This window comes from Streptomyces sp. NPDC056296, assembly GCF_042268605.1.
Taxonomy (GTDB): domain Bacteria; phylum Actinomycetota; class Actinomycetes; order Streptomycetales; family Streptomycetaceae; genus Streptomyces.
Map to the genome: position 1 here is coordinate 18,145 of NZ_JBHJRX010000018.1, position 18,259 is coordinate 36,403.

17 protein-coding genes are annotated in these 18,259 nt (G+C 71.8%); 8 read left to right on the forward strand and 9 right to left on the reverse strand.

The genetic code is table 11. The features are described from left to right. Positions 1-92 precede the first annotated feature (92 nt). Both ACFCZF_RS15490 and ACFCZF_RS15495 read right to left on the reverse strand, forming a co-directional pair. Positions 93-917 (reverse strand): ABC transporter permease, encoded by an 825-nt coding sequence (locus ACFCZF_RS15490; RefSeq protein ID WP_376672077.1) that lies wholly within the window; start codon positions 915-917, stop codon positions 93-95. After that, complete coding sequence (locus tag ACFCZF_RS15495) at positions 914-1,903, reverse strand: ATP-binding cassette domain-containing protein (protein ID WP_376672078.1); 990 nt, start codon at positions 1,901-1,903, stop codon at positions 914-916. Before ACFCZF_RS15495 ends, ACFCZF_RS15490 begins: the two co-directional genes overlap by 4 nt. A gap of 91 nt (positions 1,904-1,994) precedes the next feature. Here ACFCZF_RS15495 and ACFCZF_RS15500 point away from each other — a divergent pair, with 91 nt between their 5' ends. Then, positions 1,995-2,783: a TetR/AcrR family transcriptional regulator gene (locus tag ACFCZF_RS15500; protein WP_376672079.1), complete on the forward strand. Its 789-nt coding sequence runs from the start codon at positions 1,995-1,997 to the stop codon at positions 2,781-2,783. Here the strand turns inward: ACFCZF_RS15500 and ACFCZF_RS15505 are convergent. After that, positions 2,757-3,740 carry a WD40 repeat domain-containing protein gene (locus ACFCZF_RS15505; protein ID WP_376672080.1) on the reverse strand — a complete coding sequence of 328 codons (984 nt, stop codon included), beginning with the start codon at positions 3,738-3,740 and terminating at the stop codon, positions 2,757-2,759. The two genes, ACFCZF_RS15500 and ACFCZF_RS15505, sit on opposite strands and share 27 nt — an antisense overlap. Before the next feature lie 112 nt (positions 3,741-3,852). Between ACFCZF_RS15505 and ACFCZF_RS15510 the strand changes: the two genes are divergently transcribed. Then, positions 3,853-4,536, forward strand: a complete 684-nt coding sequence (locus ACFCZF_RS15510; protein WP_376672081.1) for a GDSL-type esterase/lipase family protein — start codon at positions 3,853-3,855, stop codon at positions 4,534-4,536. Here ACFCZF_RS15510 and ACFCZF_RS15515 read toward each other — a convergent pair. Continuing rightward, complete coding sequence (locus tag ACFCZF_RS15515; RefSeq protein ID WP_376672082.1) at positions 4,515-5,282, reverse strand: aminoglycoside adenylyltransferase family protein; 768 nt, start codon at positions 5,280-5,282, stop codon at positions 4,515-4,517. The genes ACFCZF_RS15510 and ACFCZF_RS15515 overlap by 22 nt on opposite strands. A gap of 90 nt (positions 5,283-5,372) precedes the next feature. On the opposite strand from ACFCZF_RS15515, the gene ACFCZF_RS15520 reads away from it, so the two are divergent. Both ACFCZF_RS15520 and ACFCZF_RS15525 read left to right on the forward strand, forming a co-directional pair. Beyond that, positions 5,373-5,960: a Uma2 family endonuclease gene (locus ACFCZF_RS15520; RefSeq protein ID WP_376672083.1), complete on the forward strand. Its 588-nt coding sequence runs from the start codon at positions 5,373-5,375 to the stop codon at positions 5,958-5,960. A 52-nt stretch (positions 5,961-6,012) separates the two neighbouring features. Then, positions 6,013-7,005, forward strand: coding sequence for an aldo/keto reductase (locus ACFCZF_RS15525; protein ID WP_376672084.1), 993 nt, complete (start codon positions 6,013-6,015; stop codon positions 7,003-7,005). Positions 7,006-7,149: 144 nt separating this feature from the next. Here ACFCZF_RS15525 and thpR read toward each other — a convergent pair whose 3' ends face one another. From thpR to ACFCZF_RS15540, 3 genes are read right to left on the reverse strand one after another with little or no spacing between them, the layout of a single operon-like run. Further along, on the reverse strand, positions 7,150-7,722 hold the full coding sequence (thpR, locus tag ACFCZF_RS15530; RefSeq protein WP_376672085.1) for an RNA 2',3'-cyclic phosphodiesterase: 573 nt from the start codon (positions 7,720-7,722) through the stop codon (positions 7,150-7,152). A 56-nt stretch (positions 7,723-7,778) separates the two neighbouring features. Next, on the reverse strand, positions 7,779-9,146 hold the full coding sequence (locus tag ACFCZF_RS15535) for an MFS transporter (protein WP_376672086.1): 1,368 nt from the start codon (positions 9,144-9,146) through the stop codon (positions 7,779-7,781). A 27-nt stretch (positions 9,147-9,173) separates the two neighbouring features. Next, positions 9,174-9,611 (reverse strand): MarR family winged helix-turn-helix transcriptional regulator, encoded by a 438-nt coding sequence (locus ACFCZF_RS15540; protein ID WP_007450858.1) that lies wholly within the window; start codon positions 9,609-9,611, stop codon positions 9,174-9,176. 156 nt (positions 9,612-9,767) lie between these two features. Between ACFCZF_RS15540 and ACFCZF_RS15545 the strand changes: the two genes are divergently transcribed. Then, positions 9,768-9,950, forward strand: coding sequence for a hypothetical protein (locus tag ACFCZF_RS15545; protein ID WP_055417808.1), 183 nt, complete (start codon positions 9,768-9,770; stop codon positions 9,948-9,950). A 41-nt stretch (positions 9,951-9,991) separates the two neighbouring features. Here ACFCZF_RS15545 and ACFCZF_RS15550 read toward each other — a convergent pair whose 3' ends face one another. Continuing rightward, complete coding sequence (locus ACFCZF_RS15550; protein ID WP_376672087.1) at positions 9,992-11,449, reverse strand: NCS2 family permease; 1,458 nt, start codon at positions 11,447-11,449, stop codon at positions 9,992-9,994. A 190-nt stretch (positions 11,450-11,639) separates the two neighbouring features. Between ACFCZF_RS15550 and ACFCZF_RS15555 the strand changes: the two genes are divergently transcribed. From ACFCZF_RS15555 to ACFCZF_RS15565, 3 genes are all read left to right on the forward strand, one after another. Continuing rightward, on the forward strand, positions 11,640-11,897 hold the full coding sequence (locus ACFCZF_RS15555; RefSeq protein WP_375917662.1) for a DUF2530 domain-containing protein: 258 nt from the start codon (positions 11,640-11,642) through the stop codon (positions 11,895-11,897). Positions 11,898-11,929: 32 nt separating this feature from the next. Further along, positions 11,930-12,421 carry a GNAT family N-acetyltransferase gene (locus tag ACFCZF_RS15560; RefSeq protein ID WP_376672088.1) on the forward strand — a complete coding sequence of 164 codons (492 nt, stop codon included), beginning with the start codon at positions 11,930-11,932 and terminating at the stop codon, positions 12,419-12,421. A gap of 99 nt (positions 12,422-12,520) precedes the next feature. Beyond that, positions 12,521-14,923 (forward strand): cation-translocating P-type ATPase, encoded by a 2,403-nt coding sequence (locus ACFCZF_RS15565; protein WP_376672089.1) that lies wholly within the window; start codon positions 12,521-12,523, stop codon positions 14,921-14,923. A 76-nt stretch (positions 14,924-14,999) separates the two neighbouring features. On the opposite strand, the gene ACFCZF_RS15570 is transcribed toward ACFCZF_RS15565, so the two are convergent. Then, entirely contained in the window at positions 15,000-18,122 is a 3,123-nt protein-coding gene (locus tag ACFCZF_RS15570; RefSeq protein ID WP_376672090.1) for a sacsin N-terminal ATP-binding-like domain-containing protein, read from the reverse strand. Positions 18,123-18,259 lie beyond the last annotated feature (137 nt).

The window sequence follows — 18,259 nt, forward strand, 5'->3', positions numbered from 1 at the left end:
GATGAGGGGCGCCCGGCACTCGCCGGGCGCCCCTCCTCGCTCTCCCGCCCCTCGCCGCTCTCCCGCTCTCCCGCTCTCCCGCTCTCCCGCTCCTACCGGCTGAGCCGCTGGAAGCGCCGCACCGCCAGCGGCAGGAAGATCGCCGTCAGGACCACCGGCCACACGCCCGCCATCAGCAGCGCGTGCTGCTCGACCCACGAGTCGCCGCCGCCGACCGGCGTGCCGAACAGTTCGCGGGCCGCCGCCGCCGTGGACGAGATGGGGTTCCAGGCGGCCACCCAGCCCAGCCAGTCGGGCATCAGCTGCGGGGCGACGAAGATGCTGGAGATCATCGTCAGCGGGAACGCCACCGCGAACAGGCCGCCCGCCGCCTCCGGGTTGGGGACCAGCAGCCCGAGCCACACGCCGAGCCAGATCAGCGCGAACCGCAGCCACAGCAGCAGACCGAACGCCGCCACGAAGCCCCAGCCGCCGTCCGGGCGCCAGCCCATGGCCAGCGCCGTCAGCATCAGGATCGTCAACTCGGCACAGGCGACCACGAGATCGGTCACCCCGCGCCCCGCCACCACCGCGGAGGAGGCCATCGGCATGGAGCGGAACCGGTCGATGACGCCCTTGGTGGAGTCGTAGACGACGACGGTCGCGGTGTTGATGAAGCCGAACGCCATGGTCATCACGAACATGCCCGGCATCAGGAAGTCCTTGTAGTCCCCGCCGCCCGGCACCGTCATCGCGCTGCCGAAGACATAGCCGTACAGGAGAACGGACAGGATCGGGAAGCCGAGCTGCCAGGCGATGTTGACGGGTTGGCGCTGGTAGTGGGTCAGGCCGCGGCGGACGACATTGCCGCAGTCGGCGATCAGCCAGTACAGGCGGCCGCGCTTCTGCGGTGCCGTCGTCAGGTCGAGGGCGCTCATGCCGCCACCGCCTCCTTCTCGGCGTTGTCCGTGTGCTCCGCACTCGTACGGTGGCCGGTCAGGCGCAGGAACACGTCGTCGAGACTCGGCCTGCGCAGTCCGATGTCCTCCACCCGGATGCCCTCGTCCTGGAGGGTGCGCGCCACCTCGGTCAGGGCCGGCACCCGGTCGGTGACCGGGGCGTGCACCCGCAGCCCCTCCTCGTCGGCCTCGGGTTCGCCGTCGCAGACCCGGGCGACCACCTTGACCACCTTCGGGATCTCCGGCCGGTCGGCCACCACGACCTCGATACGGTCGCCGCCGACCAGGTTCTTCAGCCCGTCCGGGCTGTCGTCGGCGATGGACCTGCCCTGGTCGATGACGGTGATGTGCGAGGCGAGCTTGTCGGCCTCTTCCAGGTACTGCGTAGTCAGCAGTACGGTCGTGCCGCTCGCCACCAGCGCGCGGACGGATTCCCAGACCTCGCCGCGGCTGCGGGGGTCGAGGCCCGTCGTCGGCTCGTCCAGGAACAGGACGGACGGGGCGAGGATCATCGACGCGGCGAGGTCGAGGCGGCGCCGCATGCCGCCGCTGTACTTGCCGACGCCCCGGTCGGCGGCGTCGGTCAGGTCGAACTGCTCCAGCAACTGGACCGCCCGCGCGCGGGCCCGTCTGCCGCCCAGGTGGAACAGGCGCCCGAACATCTCCAGGTTCTGCCGGCCGGTGAGCACCTCGTCCACGGCCGCGTACTGACCGGTGAGACCGATCCGCGACCGCACCTCGCGCGCCTGCCGGGCGACATCCAGGCCCGCCACCTCGGCCCGTCCTCCGTCCAGCCGGATCAGCGTGGACAGGATGCGCACCGCGGTGGTCTTGCCCGCGCCGTTCGGCCCGAGCAGGCCGTGCACGGTGCCCTCGCGGACTGCCAGATCGAAGCCGTCGAGGGCGCGCTTCTCGCCGTACCGCTTCTCCAGGCCCTCGGCCCGTACCGCGTAACCGTCGCTCATGGGTCCCCCTTCTCGCTCCCTAACTGAGTACAGCGTACCCTATTGCGCGTACACCGTACCCAGTTATTTCCCGCGGACTTAGACTGACCGCATGGCAAGCGGTACGGAGACCAGCGGCAGCGGTGACATCGGCCGCACCCTCGAACTGTTGTGGGACACCGGCAGGCGGCCCAGCCGGGGTCCCAAACCGGGCCTGACGCTGGAGCGGATAGTGGAGGTCGCCGTCGAGGTCGCGGACCGGGACGGACTGGGCGCGGTATCGATGCGCCGGATCGCCACGGAGCTGGGCACCGGCACGATGTCCCTGTACCGCTACGTCCCCGGCAAGGGCGAGCTGATCGACCTGATGCTGGACCGCGTGCAGCGCCCCTCCGAGGACCCCGACGACCTCGGCGACGGCGGCTGGCGCTCGGCGCTTCAGGCCCTCGGTCACGCCACCCTCGCCCTGTACCGCCGGCACACCTGGCTGCTGGAGGTCAACCAGTCCCGCCCGATCCTCGGCCCGAGCGCCCTGGACGGCATGGAGAAGGTCCTGAGAAGGATCAAGCCGATGGGCCTGACCGATCCCGAGCTGGTGTCGGCGATCGTCATGATCGACGGGTATGTCGTCGGCGCCGCACGCACGCAGGTGTACGAGGCGGAGGCCGAGCGCCGGTCCGGGCTGACGGACGCGCAGTTCTGGGGCGCCCAGCAGCCGGCGCTGGAGAAGGCCATGCTCAGTGGGCGCTACCCGGTCCTGGCCTCCCTCTCCGAGGACACCTTCGGCGCCGGCTTCGACCACTTCGAGTTCGGGCTGCAGCGCATCCTGGACGGGCTGGAGGTGCTGGTGGCCGCGCGGAGCGCGGCGCACGGCTCAGCGGCGGCGGAACAGTCGCCGTAGCCCGAGGAACACGGCGGCGCACGCGACGATCACGCCGACCGCCCCGACCTTGAGGGTGTCGCCGCCGGACCCGTCGTCCCCCGCGGAGCCCGCGCCCGAGGCGTCGGAGCCGCCCCCCGCCGAATCGCCGCCGCCCCCGGGCGCGCCCTCGGCCTTCACGGGGCTGCCGGCGCCCTCCATGCCGAGCAGCAGCTTCTCGCCGTCGGTGGTGTAGGTGACGGACTCGCCCTGCCCCAGCGGCACGCTGATCCGCCCCTTGCGCTGGATCTTCCCGCCGTTCCAGTCGTACCAGATGCCCCCGAGGTAGCCGCGCACGGCGAGCCGCTCGCCGTCCGGGGAGAAGGCGGCGTCGGTGGCCCAGAGGTCCACGGGGGCGGCGCGCCGGAAGACGTTGGTGCCGGAGGCGGAGAGCTTCGCCGGACCCTCGTACAGGTGCCCGCCGTCCTCGTTCTTGTCGATGATGTAGACCCGCCCGGTCTTCGGGTGGACGGCCATCGACTCCGCGTCGCGGGCGCCGTCCGCGTACTTCACGACGTACTGCGTCGCCTTGACCGTCTGGTCCTTCAGTTCCTTCGGCTCGGGCAGCTCGTAGATCCACACGTACGGCCAGGTCACGCCTTCGTTGTCCCCGATGTCGCCGACGAAGATCCGGTTGCCCGGCCCGATGGAGATCGCCTCGACGTCCCGGGGCGTACCGACGCCGGAGAGCGCGACGCGGGCGACGGTCTCGCCGGTGAAGCCGTCCACGGCGTAGAGGTACGGCCCGTTGTCCTGGTCGTTGTGCGTCCAGTAGATGCCGGGGTGCAGTCGGGAGGCGGCGAGGCCACTGGACTCCGTGATGCGCGGGTCCTTGATGGTGAACCCGTCGCTTCCGTCGTCGCCGTCCGCGGCGGAGGCGGGCACGGCGAACGCGCCCACGAGAAGGGCCGCGGCGAGGAGGGCGAAGGGTCGGCGCATGCGCCAAGCCTGCCATCCCGCACGGGCGTTCGCGGCGGTGGTCCCGCGCGGAGTCACGCTGGGTGGTCGGGCTCACATCGCGCCGGCCAGGCAGATCGTCCATGATGAGCGGATGCTCAGGTTCATGTTCGTCGGTGACTCCATGACGATCGGGAGCGCAGGCGAACACACGTGGCGCTACCGGCTGTGGCAGCACCTGCGTGACTCCTACGGCCGCCCGTTCACGTTCGTCGGCCCCCGCGAGACGCTGCACGACCAGTCGACGGACGCCCCCACCTCGTACGCCTACGCCGACCCCGACTTCCCCCGCGCCCACCTGGCCGGCTGGGGAGAGGGCTGGCACCACATGGCCCCGCTGATCGGCGAGACGGTACGGACCTGCCGCGCGGACGTGCTCCTGGTCTCCCTCGGCCTGATCGACCTCGGCTTCTACACGAACGCGGAGCAGACGGCCGACAACGTCCGGGCCTTCGTGGCGGCGGCCCGCTCGGCCAACCCGCGTGTTCGCATGGCCGTGATGCCGGTCGTCCCGAACATCCGGGTGGAGGCCGACGAGACCTTCGCCGAGCAGGTCACCCGGTTCAACGACCTCCTCGCGAAGACGATCGCCGGCCTCGACGACCCGCGCTCCTCACTGCTGCTCGTCCCGCCGCCCGCGTCGTACGACTTCCACGCGGACACCTACGACGGCACGCACCCCAACGAGAACGGCGAGCACAGGATCGCGGAGGCGTTCGCGGAGGCGATGGACGAGGGGTGGGGGCTGGGCGGGCCCTACTCGGCCGCTTCCTCGTAGGCCTCCCGGATCGCCCGGAGCATGCGGTCGGCGCAGGGGCGCACGCCTTCGTCCCAGCGCTCGTCGCGCTCGTGCCCGAGGTACACGGCGCGGGCGTGGGCCAACGGCCCCCCGTGCTCGGCCGGCAGCCGCCCGAGGGCCCACTCGGCCGCCGCGTCCTTCGACCGGATGTCGCCGGTCACGAGCGTGCTCCAGATCCGGGCGAGGGTGAGCAGCACGTTGCGGGTGTCCGACTCCACCTCGGCCATGAGCCCCGGCAACCCGGCGACCATCGCGCGCCGCAGGTCCTCGTGCGGGACGGGGTCGAGCAGGGTCGCGGGCGGCGGGCCGAACAGCGGGGCGTCGGCGCGCAGCACCATCGTGAGGAGCGGGGCGAGGTCGGGGTCGTCCTCGGGCTCGGGGACATGGCCGCGCTCGTAGGCGTCGCGGAGCCACTCGCCGTAGAGGTAGTCGCGGCGGGGCGGGTAGCGCCAGGGCCGGACGTCGTCCCGTACGACGACGATCAGCTCGACCGGGCGGTGCCCTTCGCCGCCGGACAGCTTCAGCAACTCTTCCGTGAGCGTGGCGCGTTGCGCGTGCGTCGTGGGGTGCCGTACGACGACGAGCAGATCGAGGTCGCTGTGCGGGCGCAGGCCGCCGAGGGTGGCGGAGCCGTGCGCGTAGACGCCGAGCACGTTGCCGTCGCCGAGGTGGTTCAGGACGAGGGTGACGAGGTGGTCGGTGCGGTCCCGGTCCCGCTCTGGCATATGCGCGTCCTCCCGTGTCTCGGTCGCCGTGCGTATCGTTGTACCGCGTGGCTGTACTCGTCGTTGGGTCAGCCGGGGAGGAGCGCCACGATGACCGTCGTAGACGACAGGATCGCCATGGCCGACATCAGTACGGAGCGCTTGGACGAGTGGTTCGAGCGGCTTGAACGGATGCCTGTCCCCGAAGGATTCAGGGCTGAGATCGTCGGGGGCACCGTCTACACGACACCGCAGCGCGGCACCCATTGGGAAATCATCTTCGAGATCGCGTCGGACATCAGGTTCCGTTTCGGAAGGCGCGCAAAGGTGCTCTCCGATGTCCGCATCGACTTCCCGGGCCACGAGAACGGTTTCTGCCCGGACGTCGTCAAGATGCGCGACGGTGCGAAGGAGGACGACACGGGCCGCTGGCGCCACGAGGACGTCGAGTTCGTAGCCGAGGTCATCTCCCAGGGCACCGCCGCCAACGACTACGGCCCCAAGAAGCTCGCCTACGCAGCAGCCGAGGTCCCCCTCTATCTCATCGCCGACCCGTACCAGGGCCGTTGCCACATCTTCACGCACCCCAAGGACGGCGACTACACCACCGAGACCAGGGTCGTCTTCGGGGAGGACCTGGACCTCACCGACACCGTCCTCGGCCTCACCCTCAGGACCGACACCTTCCCCCGCGACTGACCGACCGAACCCGCTTGCCTGGAGCGCACTCCAAGTCGTTGGCTTGGGGACCATGAAGTACACGCAGCTCGGACGCACAGGACTCAAGGTCAGCCGGCTCGTCCTCGGGACCATGAACTTCGGCCCGCAGACCGACGAGGCCGACAGCCACGCCATCATGGACGCGGCGCTGGACGCCGGCATCAACTTCTTCGACACCGCCAACGTGTACGGCTGGGGCGAGAACAAGGGCCGCACCGAGGAGATCATCGGCAACTGGTTCGCCAAGGGCGGCGACCGGCGCGACCGGACCGTCATCGCCACCAAGGTCTACGGCAACATGGGCGCCGACGGCGAGGCGTGGCCCAACCACGACAAGCTGTCCGCCGTGAACATCCGGCGGGCCGTCGACGCCAGCCTCAAGCGGCTCCGGACGGACCGCATCGACCTGTACCAGTTCCACCACATCGACCGCGCCACCGGATTCGACGAGATCTGGCAGGCCATCGACACCCTGGTCCAGCAGGGCAAGATCCTCTACGCCGGGTCCTCGAACTTCCCCGGGTACAAGATCGCCCAGGCCAACGAGACCGCCGCCCGGCGCGGCGGCACCATCGGCCTGGTCAGCGAGCAGTGCCTGTACAACCTGGCCGAGCGCCGCGCCGAGATGGAGGTCATCCCGGCCGCGCAGGACTACGGCCTCGGCGTCATCCCGTGGTCGCCGCTGCACGGCGGACTGCTCGGCGGGGTCCTGAAGAAGGAGGTCCAGGGCGGACGGCGCGCTTCCGGGCGGGCGGCCGACGTCCTGGCCGACCCCGCGGGCCGCGCACAGGTCCAGGCCTACGAGGACCTGCTCGACAAGCACGGCATCGAGCCCGGCGAGGCCGCGCTGGCCTGGCTGCTGACCCGGCCCGGCGTGACCGGCCCGATCGTCGGTCCGCGCACCGCGGAGCAGCTCGCGTCGGCACTGCGGGCCGTGGAGCTGGAGCTGTCGGACGACCTGCTGGCCGGGCTGGACGAGATCTTCCCGGGGCCGGGGCCGTCGCCGGAGGCGTTCGCCTGGTAGCGGGATGAGCGGGGCGGCGGCCGCCCCCCCGGCCTGCCCAGGGCCGCTTAACCGAGGGCCGCCGCCACCGCCACCACGACGAGCATCAGCACGAGTACACCGGCCATGATCCGGTTACGGGTCTTCGGGTCCACGCCCCCGAGCCTAACCGGACGCGCTCAGCGGGCTGCGGGCGACCGTCTCGTAACGGGGCTGCTCGCCCGGCACCCCGGACCTCGGCAGGTCGCTGCGCACCAGTGCCAGGTCGGTCACGGTCCAGGCGGGGCTCGTGAAGCCGTCCAGTGCCTCGACGTACGGCCGCACGTCGAACGCCTCGCGGCTGCGGGCCACGGTCAGGTGGGGCTTGTAGCGCCGGTGCTCCCCCATCGGGACGCCCGCCTTGCGCGCCGCCGACTCCGCCCGGTCGGCCAGCAGCCGCAGGGTGGCGAGACCGCCCTCCGCACCCGCCCACAGAGCCCGCCCGTGCCCGAACTGGCCGCCCCCGCGCAGCGCCAGCTCGAAGGGCGCGGTGCGGTGGGCAGCCCGCTCCAGGCGAGCCGACAGGTCGGGTACGAGGTCGTCGTCGACCTCCCCGTAGAAGGCCAGCGTGAGGTGCCACCCCGGACGGCCGGTCCAGCGCAGCCCGTCCGCGCCGGGCAGCCTCCGCAACGCGGCCACCTCGGCGGCGAGGGCGGCGGTGACATCCTCGGGGGGCAGCACGGCGGCGAAGAGTCTCATGGGGTCACAGTCTGCCCGGGGACCGGCGACTTCCCCCGCGACTGACCGGGGACCGGCTACGCCGCCGGTGCCAGCTCCTCCCGGCGCTCTCGCGGCACGAACCGCACCTGTGGGTGCCCCCGGTGCCAGCCGAGCGACAGGCGCAGGTTGCCGACGCGGGCCAGGACCAGGCCGATCACGACAGCCGCCGTAGCCGCGACGGCGCCGCCCGCGGCGAAGCCCGCCCGGGCGCCGTACGTGTCCGTGACCCAGCCGACGATCGGGGCGCCGACCGGGGAGCCGCCGAGGAAGACCATCATGTACAGGGCCATGACGCGGCCCCGCATGGCCGGGTCGGTGGACATCTGGATGCTGGTGTTGGCGGTGACGTTGACCGTCATGCTGAAGACGCCTATCGGGACCATCAGCAGCGCGAACAGCCACAGCTCGGGTGCCGCCGACGCCACCATCTCCAGGGCGCCGAAGGCCAGCGCCGCCGCGATCAGCACGCGCAGCCGGGCCGTGCCGCGCCGGGCGGCGAGCAGGGCGCCGGTCACCGAGCCGACGGCCATGAGGGTGTTGAAGAGGCTGTAGGCGCCCGCGCCCGCGTCGAAGACGTCGTCGGCGAAGGCGGACAGGAAGACCGGGAAGTTGAAGCCGAAGGTGCCGATGAAGCCGACCAGCACGATGGTCCAGATCAGCTCGGGACGGCCGGCGACGTAGTGCAGGCCCTCGCGCAGCTGTCCCTTGCCGCGCGGGGCGCGCTGGACGGCGTGCAGTTCGCGGGCGCGCATCAGCAGCAGGCAGCTCAGCGGCGCGACGAAGGACAGGCCGTTGGCGAGGAACGCCCAGCCGGTGCCCACGCCCGTGATCATCAGCCCGGCGACGGCGGGGCCGACCAGCCGGGCGGACTGGAAGTTGGCCGAGTTGAGGCTGACGGCGTTCTGGAGCTGGTCGCGGCCGACCAGTTCGGCGACGAAGGACTGGCGGGCCGGGTTGTCGACGACGGTCGCCAGACCCATCGCGAAGGCGGCGACGTAGACGTGCCAGACCTGGACGTGGCCGGTGAGGGTGAGGACGGCGAGGAAGAGCGCGGTGACGGCCATCGACGACTGGGTGACCAGCAGCGTGGGCCGCTTGCGCAGGCGGTCGACGAGGACGCCGCCGTAGAGGCCGAAGAGCAGCATCGGCAGGAACTGGAGAGCCGTGGTGATGCCTACGGCCGCCGAGGAGCCGGTGAGGCTGAGCACCAGCCAGTCCTGGGCGATGCGCTGCATCCAGGTGCCGATGTTGGAGACGACCTGCCCCAGGAAGAACAGGCGGTAGTTCCGGACCCGGAGGGAGGCGAACATCGAGGTCTTGGTCTGGCGAGGGGCGTCGGGGGTGGGCGGGTCGTCGTGGCCGTCAGGTGCGGGGGCGGAAGCTGCTCCGGATCCCGTACTCAAAAGGGTTCGCCTCCTCGCGATTGCTGCTTACCGGTGTGCGAGCTTCTCCAGCACGGGGGCGGCGGCGCGCAGTTTCGCCCACTCGTCCTCGTCGAGTCCCTCGACCAGCGTGGCCAGGAACGCGTTCCGCTTGCGGCGGCTCTCCTCGAGCATGACCACCGCCTGCTCGGTCTGCGTCACGACCTTCTGGCGCCGGTCCTCGGGGTGCGGCTCCAGACGGACCAGTCCCTTGGCCTCCAGGAGCGCCACGATGCGGGTCATCGAGGGTGGCTGGACGTGTTCCTTGCGGGCGAGCTCGCCCGGGGTCGCGCTGCCACAGTTGGACAGGGTGCCCAGCACCGACATCTCGGTGGGGCTGAGCGACTCGTCGACCCGCTGGTGCTTGAGGCGACGGGACAACCGCATCACGGCGGAGCGCAGGGAGTTCACGGCGGCGGCGTCGTCGCCATGCTTGAGGTCCGGCATGTTCCTTAGCGTAACTCATTAGGCTAGCGAAATACCACTGCTCACCCGCCCGCGTGCCCGTGACGCCCGCCACGGAAACCCGGACTTCACCCGTACGAGTGAGCTGTTTCCGTAAATCGGAGCATCACCCGGTCGGTGGGGGTGACCCTCGTGCACATGGGGACCAGCGTGCTCAGCCTGCGGATGGACGGGGAGCTGCTCGATCGGCTCCGGCACCATGCGGCGAAAAGGGGAATGAGCGTCCAGGACTATGTCGTCCGGACGCTCATTCGGGATGACTTCGACGAGCGGTTCCAGTCCGCCGTGGAGGAGACGGAACGGTTCTACGGGGTCACCTGAGCCCCACCGGTCAGGCGCTGATCAGGCGCCGATCACGCCGGTCAGGTGAGCCCCAGGGCAGGCATCAGGTAGTAGAAGGCGAACACCGCCGACACCACGTACATCGTGACCGGGACCTCCCGGCCCCGCCCGACCGCCAGGCGCAGCACCGAGAAGGTGATGAAGCCCATGCCGATGCCGTTGGTGATCGAGTAGGTGAACGGCATCATCAGCATCGTCACGAAGGCCGGGATGGCGATCGTGAAGTCGGACCAGTCGATCTCCCGGATCGAGCCGGCCAGGATCAGGAAGCCGACCGCGACCAGCGCCGGAGTGGCCGCCTGGGACGGGACCATCGTGGCGACCGGCGTGAGGAACAGCGCCGCGGCGAAGAGCGCGCCGGTGATGACGTTGGCGAAGCCGGTGCGCGCGCCCTCGCCGACACCGGCCGTGGACTCCACGAAGCAGGTCGTGGCCGAGGCGGAGCTGGCACCGCCCGCGGCGACCGCGACGCCGTCGACGAAGAGGACCTTGTTGATGCCCGGCATCTGGCCCTGGGCGTCGGTCAGCTTCGCCTCGTCGCTGACGGCCATGATCGTGCCCATCGCGTCGAAGAAGCACGACAGCAGCACGGTGAAGACGAACAGCACGCCGGTCAGCACGCCGACCTTCTCGAAACCGCCGAACAGGCTGACCTCGCCGACCAGGCCGAAGTCGGGGGTGGCGACGGGGTTGCCGGGCCACTCGGGGGTGGTCAGGCCCCAGGAGGGGATGTCGGCGACCGCGTTGATGATCATCGCGAGGACGGTCATCACGACGATCGAGATCAGGATCGCGCCAGGGGTCCTGCGCACGATCAGCGCCAGGGTGAGCAGCACACCGAGGGCGAAGACCAGCACCGGCCAGCCGAGCAGGTGCCCGCCGGTGCCCAGCTGGAGCGGAACGGTGGTCTGGGCGGCGTCCGGCATCCGGCTGACGAACCCCGAGTCGACCAGGCCGATCAGCATGATGAACAGGCCGATACCGATGGCGATGGCCTTGCGCAGGCCGTAGGGCACGGCGTTCATCACACGCTCACGCAGGCCGGTGGCGACCAGCAGCATGACGATGAAACCGGCCAGCACCACCATGCCCATGGCGTCCGGCCAGGACATCCGCGGGGCGAGCTGGAGGGCGACGACGGAGTTCACACCGAGGCCGGCGGCGAGCGCGATCGGGACATTGCCGATGACGCCCATCAGGAGCGTGGTGAACGCCGCCGTCAGGGCGGTCGCGGTGACCAGCTGACCGTTGTCGAGCTGGTTGCCGTACATGTCCTTCGCGCTGCCCAGGATGATCGGGTTCAGCACGATGATGTAGGCCATCGCGAAGAAGGTGGCGAAGCCGCCGCGGATCTCCCGGGGCAGCGTGCTGCCGCGCTCGGAGATCCTGAAGTAGCGGTCGAGGCCGTTCTGCGGGGGCCGCCTGTCTTCGGGCGGCTCGGGGGACGGGGGGACCTTGGCGGAGGCCGAGGTGGGCATGCGAGGACCTCATCACCAACAGGTTCCCCCACGGCCTTATTGGTGTTTCCTACGAATGAAAGCGGTCAGAGACAAACGGGTTCAGTATGAACGTATGAGCCACCCGAGCGCTATCTCCGCGCGTAGACCTGTGTGGTGCGTGTGGTGCGGTCCGGTGAACGCGCGGTCGGCCTCCTCGTAAGCTGTACGCATGAAGAAGTGGACACCCACGCACGAGGCGCCGGAGCCCCTGGAGGGCCCCGTGGTTCCGACCATCATCGGCGGCACCGTCCTCTGGTTCGTCCTCTTCCTCGTGCAGCTGCCCTTCTACGGCTGGTTCGACGACCACGGGCACACCTGGTGGGTGTGGACCTGCCTGGCCGGCGCCGGGCTCGGACTGATCGGCATCTGGTACGTGCGGGGGCGCGACGCCGCGCTCAAGCGAACCGCGACGGACGAGACCGCCTGAAACCCGTGCCCCAGCCACCCGAGCCACCCGCGTTGCCGGATCCGGCTGCCGAGCTGCAACTGCTCCGACCCGATCACGCGCCCGCGCTCCTCGCCTTCGAGCGGGAGAACCGCGCCTGGTTCGCCGCCTCCGTGCCCGACCGGGGCGATGACTACTTCACCCGGTTCGACGAGCGCCTCCGCGCGCTGCTGGCCGAGCAGGAGGCCGGGATCTGCTTCTTCCACGTGCTGGTCGGCCCCGGTGGCGAGGTGCTCGGGCGGGTCAACCTCGTGGACGCGGAGGGCGGTGTCGCCGAGCTCGGGTACCGGATCGCGGAACGGGCCGCCGGCCGCGGTCTGGCCACCCGGGCCGTACGGGAGGTCTGCGCACTCGCCGCCCGCGCGTACGGGCTGACCGCGCTGCGGGCCTCGGCCACCCTCGACAACGCGGCCTCACGGGCCGTGCTGGCCCGCACCGGGTTCGTCGTCACCGGCGAGACACGGCTCGACGGGCGCCCGGGTCTGACCTACCTGCTCACCCTGTAGTACCAGGGCATCACGGGCCGGATCACCCGCTCCTACCCGGGTCGGAACTTCCCCGTATTCGGCGGGTGAAGCCGTAAATCCGCCCTTACCGTCGAACGCATGACGCATCTCGACGCGGACGACCGACTCGATCCCGCGGACCCCTTCCACGCCGCCTCCCCGGCGACCGGCCTGACCGCGGCCGGGGTCGCCGAACGGGTCGCGCGCGGTCAGGTCAACGACGTACCGGTGCGCAGCAGCCGCTCACTGGCCGACATCGTCCGCGCCAACGTCTTCACCCGGTTCAACGCGATCATCGGCGTGCTCTGGGTGATCATGCTGTTCGTCGCGCCGATCCAGGACAGCCTGTTCGGCTTCGTGATCCTCGCCAACACCGGCATCGGCATCATCCAGGAGTGGCGGGCGAAGAAGACCCTCGACTCCCTCGCCCTGATCGGCGAGGTCCGCCCGACCGTACGCCGGGACGGGACGGCCGCCGAGGTCAGCACCTCGGAGATCGTGCTGGACGACGTCATCGAGATCGGGCCCGGGGACAAGGTCGTCGTCGACGGGGTGTGCGTCGAGGCGGACGGGCTGGAGATCGACGAGTCCCTGCTGACCGGCGAGGCCGACCCGGTCGTCAAGCAGCCGGGGGACCAGGTCATGTCCGGCAGCTTCGTGGTCGCGGGCGGCGGCGCGTTCCGGGCGACCAAGGTGGGGCGCGAGGCGTACGCCGCACAGCTCGCCGAGGAGGCCTCCCGCTTCACCCTGGTCCAGTCCGAGCTGCGCTCCGGCATCTCCACGATCCTGAAGTACGTCACCTGGATGATGATCCCCACCGCGATCGGCCTGATCCTCAGCCAGCTGGTCGCCAAGGACAACGAGCTGGACGACTCCATCGCGCGGACGGTCGGCGGCATCGTGCCCATGGTCCCGGAGGGCCTGGTCTTGCTCACCTCCGTCGCCTTCGCGATCGGCGTCATCCGGCTCGGCCGCAAGCAGTGCCTCGTCCAGGAACTGCCCGCCATCGAGGGCCTGGCCCGCGTCGACACCGTCTGCCTGGACAAGACCGGCACCCTCACCGAGGGCGGCATGGACGTCACCGAACTGCGTCCGCTCGACGGCGCCGACGAGAGTCACGTCCGCACGGTGCTCGGCGCCCTCGGCGAGTCCGACCCGCGCCCGAACGCCTCCCTGCAGGCGATCATCGACGCCTACCCGGCCGCCGAAGCCGCCGGGGACTGGCGTTGCGCCGAGTCCCTGCCCTTCTCCTCCGCCCGGAAGTACAGCGGCGCCACCCTCGTCGAGGGCGACGGCGCCTCCGGCACGTGGCTGCTGGGCGCGCCCGACGTGCTGCTGGCCGAGGACGACCCCGCGCTCGCCGAGACCACGCGGCTCAACGAGCGGGGGCTGCGCGTACTGCTGCTCGCCCGCGCAGGCCGCGACCTGGACGACCCCGGCGTGGCCGAGGGCGTCACGCCCACCGCCCTGGTCGTCCTGGAGCAGCGGCTGCGCCCGGACGCCGCCGACACCCTGCGCTACTTCGCCGACCAGGACGTCCGCGCCAAGGTCATCTCCGGTGACAACGCGGTGTCGGTCGGCGCGGTGGCCGCCAAGCTCGGGCTGTCCGGCGCGACCGTCGACGCGCGCCGGCTGCCCGCCGAGCGGGAGGAGATGGCCGAGGCGCTCGACGGGGGGACGGTGTTCGGGCGGGTCACCCCGCAGCAGAAGCGGGACATGGTGGGCGCCCTCCAGTCCCGCGGCCACACGGTCGCGATGACCGGCGACGGCGTGAACGACGTCCTGGCGCTCAAGGACGCCGACATCGGTGTGGCGATGGGCTCCGGATCGGAGGCCACCCGGGCGGTCGCGCAGATCGTGCTGCTCAACAACAGCTTCGCCACGCTGCCCTCGGTGGTGGCCGAGGGCCGCCGGGTCATCGGCAACATCACCCGGGTCGCGACCCTGTTCCTGGTGAAGACCGTGTACTCGGTGCTGCTGGCGATCCTGGTCGTCTGCTCACAGGTCGAGTACCCGTTCCTGCCCCGCCACCTCACCCTCCTCTCCACGCTCACCATCGGCGTCCCCGCCTTCTTCCTGGCCCTCGCCCCGAACAAGGAACGGGCCCAGCCCCACTTCGTACGGCGCGTGATGCGGTACGCGATCCCGGGCGGGGTGCTGGCCGGGGCGGCGACCTTCACGACGTACCTCATCGCCCGGCAGCACTACTCCGGGCCGGGCGCGCTGGACGCGGAGACCAGCGCGGCGACGCTGACGCTGTTCCTGATCTCGATGTGGGTGCTGGCGATCATCGCGCGGCCCTATACGTGGTGGCGGGTGGCGCTGGTGGCGACGATGGGCCTGGGCTTCGTGGTGGTACTGGCGGTGCCGTGGCTGCAGGACTTCTTCGCGCTGAAGCTGGTGGGGGTGACGATGCCGTGGACTGCCGTCGGCATCGCGGTGGTCGGTGCGGGTCTGTTGGAGCTGACGTGGAGGTGGGTGGACCGGCGCCTTCCGGTATAGCGGTCCGTGGTTCGCTGCGGCGCCGTTGTGGCTGGTCGCGCAGTTCCCCGCGCCCCTTCGGGGCGCTCCTCAGCCCTCAGTCGAACCAGCGGTCCCGCGCCAGTTCCTCCGTGCGTGACTCGTCCTCCAGCAGCGCCGCGACCTCGAAGCGGCGGGGCCACTGACCGGCCGCCCAGGCCAGCCCCGCCGCCACCCCCTCCAGCGTCGCCGCGTGCAACGCCCCGTCGGCCGTCAGCCGCCAGTCGATCTCCACAGCGTCGACCACCAGCTCCTCGTGCTCCACGTACGACGCCGGGGTGCGCGCCCCGAGCAGCGTCCGCACCGGCTCCGGTACGTCGTGCTCGGTGCCCTCGGAGTCCACCTCGCCGGTGACGGACTCGCTGAGCCGCCGCACCTGGAACAGCTCCGCCAGCTCGGCGGCCCGGGCCGGGCGTACCGGCAGCAGCGGGACGCCGGACGTGAAGGGCAGCAGGTCGGGTGAGTCGACGACCACCGCGTCGGCGGCGTCCACCACCTCCACCCGGCCGTCGACCACGGCCCGCACCTCGTCCGGCAGGGTGACCTGCTCCGGGTCCAGCTCGGCCAGCGCGCCGTACAGGGCGTGCAGTTGGGCGGCCGTGACCGGGCGGTCGGGGTCGGCGAGGCGGTCCAGCAACTCCGCCGCACCGCCGGGTTCTTCGAGCAGGGCGGCCACCGACGTCCGTACGCCCAGCGCCCGCAGCACCTGCTCGTCCTCGAAACCGGTGGCGTCGGCCTCGTCGTACAGGCCCCGCAGCAGCGGGTCGCCGCCCGCCGCACGCAGACCCGCCGGGCGCCGCCCGCCGAGTACCGGGTGTCCGCGCAGCCACCACGCGGTGTACGGCCGTACGACCTCGTGGGTGCCGTCGGGCAGGAGGACGCGTACGGACTGGACGAGCGCGTCGCGCAGCGGGGGCCGCGACAGCAGGGCGAGGGCCTCGGGCCACCGGTCGTCGTCCACGAGGTCCAGGTCGCGCACGGCGACGATCTCGGGGGCGACCGGCGGGACGGGGCTGTCCGGGAAGCGGTCGAGGACGTCCTCGCTCCACACGTCCACGGCGTCCAGCAGGCCCGCGTCGTCCGGTTCGGCGAAGTCGCCCTCGCGGGGCTCCAGTTCGTCCGGGTCGAGGACGACGTCGGTGGCGCGGACGAGGGCGAAGGTGACGAGCACCCCGCAGGCGGCCAGGGGCTCCGGCCCCCACTTCTCGGCCAGCTCCGCGTCCACGGAGGCGAGTTCGTCCTCGCGCATGACCTGGGCGAACGGGCCGCCGGGGAAGACGAGTTCGCCCGCCGGGGAGAGTTCTCCGTCCTCGTCGGGCAGGGCCAGCGCGCCCAGCCAGGGCTCCTCCCCGGCGTCGAGTCCGGCGTCGCGGACCAGGCCGAGGACCGTGTCGGCCAGTTCGTCGGCGTCGAGCGTGTCATCCTCCCAGTTCGTGCCGCCGTCGTCCTCCAGGGAGGCGGCGACGGCGGCCCGGACCTGCGGGGTGGTGAGCACGGCGCGCGGGGTGGCCGGGAGGGCGCCGAGCTTCTCCAGGAGGCCGTGGGCGGCGTCCGGGTGGGCGACCTTCAGACCGAGGCGGGTGAGGACCTCCGGGTCGAGGGAGGCGGCCGCCCCGGAGGGCAGGAGCACCTGCCGGGGGCCGATGGTGGTGCGTCCGTCGGCGAGGGGCACGGGCAGCCCGGTCAGCCGGTCGGGGTCGACCCCGGCGAGGCTGTCGTAGAGCCGCCGCCACCAGTCGGGGGCCTTCTCCAGCCCGGCCAGCCGGTCGATCGCGTCGGTCAGCGGTACCCGGGCCACGCCCAGCGTGCGCAGTTCCGCCCGGCGTTCGAGTCCGGCGGGCAGGAGGGTCGGCAGCACCTCGGCGAGGACCCGCACGGTGTCGGTGCCCGCGCCCTCCACCACTTCGGCGTCGCGGGGCCGCAGGGACTCGGGCAGGTCGGGGTCGTCCTCGCGCGGTCCGGCGGCGGGCGGCAGGAAGGAGGTGCGCGGCAGCCGTTCGAGGATCGCCGCCCGCAGCGCGCCGTCCAGCTCGCCCTTGCCCAGCGGGCCGGGCACCAGGTCGATGAGGCCGGTCACCACCGGCCGCCAGTCGGCGAGGAGCCCTGCGTAGGCGTCCGCGGCCCGTTCCGTCAGGAAGTCGGTCAGCGGGCCGGGCGCGGCGTGCCGGCGGGTGGAGTCCAGCGGGAAGGAGGCGATGAGCAGCGCGGGCACGCCGAGGGGCTCGTCACTGGGCGTCGGCGCGTGGACGAAGGGGCTGGTGCGGGGGCGTTCGGGGCCGCCGTCCGCGTCCACGGGCACCGCCCATGTCACGGACCAGTGGGGGCGCAGCCGCTCCTCCACCGGCCGGTCGGCGAGGAGGTCGGGGGTGAGGGGGCCGTGCGCGGCGACGGTGCGCCAACGGGTGACGCCCTCCCGGGAGTCGTCCACCACGGTCAGGACGCCCTCGGTGCGGCGGCCCAGCGTGCGCACCTCGTCCGCCACCTCCACCACGACCTCCTCCAGACCCGGCAGGGCGAGGAGCAGGGCGTCGTCGACGGCGTGCAGGAGCCGTTCGGCGAGGTCGGCGGCGGCCGTGTCGCGCAGCGGGAGGATGACGGCCGTGTCGTAGGGGTCGGGCGCGGTGCCCTCGGCGGGGAACGGCAGCCGCAGCAGCGGGACGTGCCCGTCGCGCCGCCGGATCTCGTCCCCCAGGCCGGGACTGTGCAGCGCGGTGTCGGCGGCCAGGCCCCGGGCCTCGACCAGGGACCAGCGCACACCGCCGTGCCGGCCGACGACGGCGGGCTCGTCGGTGACGGCCAGGACGGCGGCGAAGCCGACTCCGAACCGGCCTACCGCGCTGTCCCCGGCGTCCCGCTTGGCGGAGGCCCGCAGGGTGGACAGCGACTCGACGCCGGCCGCGTCCAGCGGGGCGCCGGTGTTGGCGGCGACCAGGACACCGTCCCTCAGGGTGAGACGGAGCCGGCCGGGCACACCGGCCCGTGCGGCGGCGTCGGCGGCGTTCTGCGCGAGCTCGACGACCAGCCGGTCGCGGTAGCCGCCGAGGACGAGGTCCTCCTCCGCGTTGGCGTCCTCACGGAACCGGGCCGGGCTCGTGGCCCAGGCGTCCAGCACACCGCGCCGCAGACGCGCCGTACCGAACGGATCCGCGCCCTCGGCGGCAGGCCGCACGAACATGCTCACGGTGACTCTCCTCATCGACGGACCATGAAGGTACCGCCCCGGCACTCACCCGTTGGAACGCCGACCGGCACAATCAGCCCGTCCGGCGCTTGAGGACGAGGCCGTCAAGGCCGAAGCGGGGTCCGGGGGCGCAGCCC